The sequence below is a fragment of the Nakamurella sp. genome, assembly GCF_048594475.1.
Taxonomy (GTDB): Bacteria; Actinomycetota; Actinomycetes; order Mycobacteriales; family Nakamurellaceae; genus Nakamurella.
Genome location: NZ_JBMDXT010000156.1, coordinates 1 through 5241, shown reverse-complemented (window position 1 = coordinate 5241; position 5241 = coordinate 1). Strand labels below are relative to the sequence as shown.

General features: G+C 72.1%; 3 protein-coding genes and 1 pseudogene. 3 read left to right on the top strand and 1 reads right to left on the bottom strand.

From position 1 onward, the window contains the following. On the top strand, positions 1-1549 hold a 1549-nt coding region (locus ACOJUF_RS07680; RefSeq protein ID WP_420121268.1), incomplete at its 5' end, for a primary-amine oxidase. Between the two features lie 138 nt (positions 1550-1687). Here ACOJUF_RS07680 and ACOJUF_RS07675 read toward each other — a convergent pair. Beyond that, positions 1688-3409, bottom strand: coding sequence for a serine hydrolase (locus tag ACOJUF_RS07675; protein WP_420121267.1), 1722 nt, complete (start codon positions 3407-3409; stop codon positions 1688-1690). A gap of 265 nt (positions 3410-3674) precedes the next feature. Here ACOJUF_RS07675 and ACOJUF_RS07670 point away from each other — a divergent pair, with 265 nt between their 5' ends. Both ACOJUF_RS07670 and ACOJUF_RS07665 read left to right on the top strand, forming a co-directional pair. Further along, positions 3675-4421, top strand: coding sequence for a response regulator (locus tag ACOJUF_RS07670; RefSeq protein ID WP_420121266.1), 747 nt, complete (start codon positions 3675-3677; stop codon positions 4419-4421). Between the two features lie 20 nt (positions 4422-4441). Continuing rightward, positions 4442-5241: pseudogene (locus ACOJUF_RS07665) on the top strand (sensor histidine kinase); the annotation flags it as partial.

Below are 5241 nucleotides of genomic sequence, written 5' to 3'. Positions count from 1 at the left end.
GACCGACCTGGACCTGGTGCTGATCGACGTCTGGACCTACGGCAAGGCCCTGATGCCGGAGAAGTACCGGGACCGGCGGCTGGGCTGGGCCGACATCTGGGTGCGCTCCTCGCCCACCGGCAACCCGTACGCCAACCCGGTCTCGGGGATGAAGCTCATCGTGGACATGAACACGATGGAGCTGCTGGAGATCGACCGGTCCGACGTGATCGCCGCGCCGGCCCCGGTGATGGGCGAGTACGAGCCGGCCCTGGTGCCCGGCCAGACCCTGCGTGACGACATCAAGCCGCTGGAGATCACCCAGCCGGACGGCCCCGGCTTCGGCGTCGACGGCAACGTCATCACCTGGCAGAACTGGTCCTTCCGCCTGGCGTTCAACTACCGGGAGGGCCCGGTGATCCACCAGGTCACCTACGACGACCACGGGACCGTCCGGGACATCGCGTACCGGATGTCCTTCGCCGAGATGATCGTTCCGTACCGGGACGCCAGCTTCGACCACTACCGGCGCACCGCCTACGACATCGGCGAGTGGGGCATCGGGTACATGACCCAGTCGCTGGAGCTGGGCTGCGACTGCCTGGGCGAGATCCGGTACGTCGACGCCGTGCTCACCGACAGCCTGGGCGAGCCGTACACCATCAAGAACGCGATCTGCCTGCACGAGGAGGACAACGCGGTCCTGTGGAAGCACGTCGACTCGATCAACGGCCGGGCCGAGGTGCGGCGGCAGCGGCGGATGGTCGTGTCGATCCACGCGACCGTGGCCAACTACGAGTACCTGGTCTACTGGCGCTTCTACCAGGACGGCAACATCGAGTGCGAGGTCCGGGCGACGGGGATCATGGTGACCACGCCGATTCCCGAGGGCGAGCCGACGCCGCGGACCGGGACGCTGGTCGACCACCGCACGTACGCCCCGTTCCACCAGCACTTCCTGGTGGCGCGGCTGGACCTGGACGTCGACGGGCAGCAGAACAGCGTGGTGGAGAGCGATTCCTACGCGCTGCCGGTGGGGCCGGACAACCCGCACGGCCTGTCCCTGGTCACCGAGGCCACGACGATCGAGTCGGAGTCGCAGTCCGCCCGTGACTTCAACTACGAGCGGCAGCGTGGCTGGAAGGTGGTCAATCCCAACAAGACCAACGCCTTCGGCACCCCCGTCGCCTACAAGCTGGTGCCCGGCGCGGCGTTCCCGGCCATGATGGACCCGAGCACCGCGCAGTACCTGCGGGCGCCGGTCATGGGTCACACGCTGTGGGTGACCAGGAACCACGACGACGAGAAGTGGCCGGCCGGGACGTATCCCACGCAGAGCGAGACCGACGACGGCCTGACCAGGTGGATCGCCGACGACGAGCCGCTGGTGAACACCGATGTCGTGCTCTGGTACGTGTTCGGCATCCACCACATCACCCGGGTGGAGGACTGGCCGATCATGCCGGTGGACACGATCTCGTTCTGGCTCAAGCCGTTCGGCTTCTTCGACCGGAACCCGTCGCTGGACGTGCCGCCGCAGCCGGGTACCGGCTCGCACTGCCACACCTGATCGACCGCTGATCCGGCTGAGCCGGCTGCTGCGCTGATCCAAGGCCCACCGAATCCGGCAAACCGGATGGCGACATGGGTCTTGGATCAGCGCACCCGGAGGGCGAGCGAGTCGGCCCGCCGGTGGGGACGGGTCGGCTCAGCGGGTGAAGGTGCCGAGCCCGTTCTTGTTCCACTGCTCGACCGTGACCGACGAGGCGGTGTCGCCGGTCAGGGTGAAGGTGACCGCGGAGATGCTGCCGTCGTCGACGTTCTCGCCCGCCGGTTCGCTGCCCCGGTTGCCGACCGGCTCGAACGTGAACGTCTGCCCGTCCCAGTGGGTCAGTTGGTACTGCACCTGCCGGGGGCCCGCGGTCAGGACCAGGCCGCCGCCGGACTCGCCGACGGTGATGGGGCCGAAGTAGTCGTTCTGGTAGGTCCCGACGTAGGCCGAGTTCGCGGCGGCCGGGGCCGGGGCCGCGGGCGGCGTCCGGCCGACCAGGTCGCCCTGCGGGGCGTTGATCGTGGCGAAGATCTTCTGGTAGGCCGTGAGCCAGTCGTACTGCTGGGCGCCGAGTTCGGCGACATCGGCGAACGCGGAGGTGACGCTCTCGGCGGTGCCGTTGGCGGTCGCGTTGGTCAGGACGACGATGCCCAGGTCCAGGTTCGGGATCATCAGCACCGTCGTGCCGCCGCCGGAGGCGAACGCGCCGGAGTGGCTCACCCGCACCCGGCCGGTGGCGTCGTTGCTGATCCCGAAGCCCTCGCCGTAGAAGCCGGCCCGCGCGTCGATCACGTCCGGGGTCGGGCTGCCGTCCGCGCTGCGCATGACCGGGGTCAGGGCCGTGCGCAGGGCCGCGTCGTCGACCAGCTGGGTACCGTCCGGGGCCTTGCCGCCGGCGAGCACGAGCGCCATCCACTTCGCCACGTCGTTCGCCGAGGCGCTGACGCCGCCGGCGGGGGTCTGCGCGTCGGGGTCGCGCACGTAGGTGGCCGCGTAGCCGCCGCCGGGGGCCGGGGCGTGCAGCGCCGCGTGGTTCGGATTCGCCTGGAACGCCGCGAAGTCCGAGCTGGTCGCGCTCATGCCCAGCGGGGTGTAGAGGTCGCGGGCCGACAGCGTGGACCAGTCGGTGCCGGCGGCCGCGGCTACCGATTCGGCGCCGGCCGTCATGCCGAAGTTCGTGTAGTTGTACACGGCCCGGAGCGGGTTCAGCGGCAGGTACTTGAGCCGGTCGAAGATCTGCTGCCGGTCGTAGCCCAGGTCCTCCAGGTCGTCCCCGGCGTGGTTGGGCAGGCCGGAGCGGTGCGCGTACAGGTCGGCGATGGTGACGTTCCCGGTCACCGTCGGGTCGGCCAGCGTGAAGCCGGGGAGGTGATCGACGACCGGGGTGGTCCAGTCGACGGTGCCCTTGCCCACCTCGGCCGCGACCACCGTCGCACCGATCGGCTTGGACACGGACGCGAGCTGGAACGCGGTGTCGGCGTCGACGGCGTCCGTCCGGCCGACCTCGCGGACGCCGTAGCCCTTGGCGAACACGACCTTCCCGCCGTGCACCACGGCGACCGCCATGCCGGGGATGCCGCTGCGGTCCATCGCGTCCTGCGCGATGGCGTCGACCTGGTCGACGGCCCGGGCGATGAACGCATCGTCGGTCGGCACCCCGGGCAGGGCGGCCGGGTTGCCGGGCGGCACCGGCAGCGGGTCCGTGCTGCCCGACGCCGCCCCCGATCCGCTCGCCGATCCGGGGGTCGAACCGGGGGTCGCGGGGCCCGACGACGCCGGCGATGCGCCGGTGGAGGCGGCCGGGGACCCGCCGGTGCAGGCGGTCAGCAGCAGGGCGGCGGCCAGCACCGCGGCCAGTGGGGCCAGTCGTCGGTTCATCGGTTCCCTCGCGTTCGCTCGTGCGGCCCCCCGATGCTGCCTGCCACGCGGCCCCGGCGGAATAGGCCCAGGTCGCCAACCCGGGCTGGCGGCCTGGGTCCCTACCCGGCGTCCGACCGGCCGACGACAAGGCAACGACCGGCCCCGTCGGGAGGCCGGCCGTCGGCGGCGAGACGACCGACCCGGTGACGACGAAGGCGGCGACAATGGACTCCGACCCGTTCACCGGACCGGGCGGGCCGGCCGGTTCGACGGAGGGGCAGCCATGCGGGTGGTGATCGGTGAGGACGAGGCGCTGCTGCGGCAGGGGCTGGCTCTGGTGCTGGAGGGCGCCGGCTTCGAGGTGTCCGGGGCCGCGAGCGACGCCGCCGGCCTGCTCGGGATGGTGGAGCGGCACGTGCCGGACCTGGTGATCACCGACGTGCGGATGCCCCCGACCCATACCGACGAGGGGATGGTGGCGGCGCTGACCGTCGCGCGGCACCATCCGCAGATGTCGGTGGTCGTGCTGTCCCAGCATGTGCAACGCCGCTACGCGATCGAGCTGCTGGCGCAGAAGCGGCGGGGGATCGGGTACCTGCTCAAGCAGCGCATCGCCGACGTCGAGACGTTCTGCGCGGATCTGCGCCGGATCGCGGCCGGCGGCGCCGTCATCGATCCCGAGGTCATCGCGATCATGGTGGACCGCGCGCGCCTGGACGACGGCGTCATCGGCCGCCTGACCCCGCGCCAGCACGAGGTGCTCAAACTGGTGGCCGAGGGCCGCAGCAACGGGTACATCGCCGCCGAGCTGGTCATCACCGAGAAGGCCGTGGTGCAGCACACCTCACGCATCTACGACGCCCTCGGCCTGCCCGCCGACGACGACGGCCACCGTCGGGTGCTGGCCGTGCTGAAGTACCTGGCGGGCACGTCCAGCATGTCCGGAGCGGCGGTCCCCGGTCCGGTCCCCGGTTCGGTCTTCGGCGGTGCCGCCGCCGGCGGGCCGCCGACCGGCGGAGCCCGGGGCTGACCGGCCCGGGCCCGCGCGGTATGACCGAACCGGGGGTGCTGCGGTCGCCGCTGGCCCGCTCGTTGCGGCGGTCGCTGCTGCTGCTGGCCGCCGCCGTCCTGGTCGCGAGCGCTCTGCTGCTGGTGGTGCTGATCGCCGAGCGGAACAACCCGCCGTGGGCCTACCTGCTCTACAGCGCCGCGAGCTGGATCTGGCTGGTGGCCGGCGTGCTGGCCTGGTGGCGCCGCCCCTCCAACGGGCTCGGCGCGCTGCTCGTCCTGGGCGCGCTGACACTGGTGCTCGGGGAGGCGATCAGCAGCGGCGTTCCCGCGGTCGCCGCCCTCGGGGCGGTGTTCGCGACCGCGCCGCTGGCCGTCACCGTCCACCTGCTGCACGCGTTCCCGTCCGGCCGGATCCGGGGCCGGGCGTCCCGCATCACGGTCGTCGGCGGGTACGTCGCGGTGTTCGTCCTGCAGGTCCCGCTCTACGCGTTCGACGTGGCCGCCGCCGGCCTGCCGGTGTTCGTCGCCGACCGGCCGGACCTGCGCGCCGCCGGCGAGCTGGTGCAGCAGGTCGCGGGGGCCGCCGTGATGATCGCGACCGCGGTGATCCTGGCCGGCCGGTTGCGCCGGGCCCGGCCGTACCAGCGCCGGGTGCTGATCCCGCTGTTCGGGTACGGGGTGTTCGCCGTCCTGTTCATCCCGCTGTCCTCGTCCGTGCTGCGGCCGTGGCTGGACCTGGACCCGGTGGTGCTCGCGGCCGGCCAGATCCTGGTGGTGGCGGCGATCCCGGTGGCGTTCGCGCTGGCCGTGCTGCGCGGCGGGTTCGCCCGGACCGGGGA

Coding starts and splice junctions, on each gene's coding strand:
- ACOJUF_RS07675 (WP_420121267.1), bottom strand. CDS start 3,409: ATGAACCGACGACTGGCCCCACTGGCCGCGGTGCTGGCCGCCGCCCTG.
- ACOJUF_RS07670 (WP_420121266.1), top strand. CDS start 3,675: ATGCGGGTGGTGATCGGTGAGGACGAGGCGCTGCTGCGGCAGGGGCTG.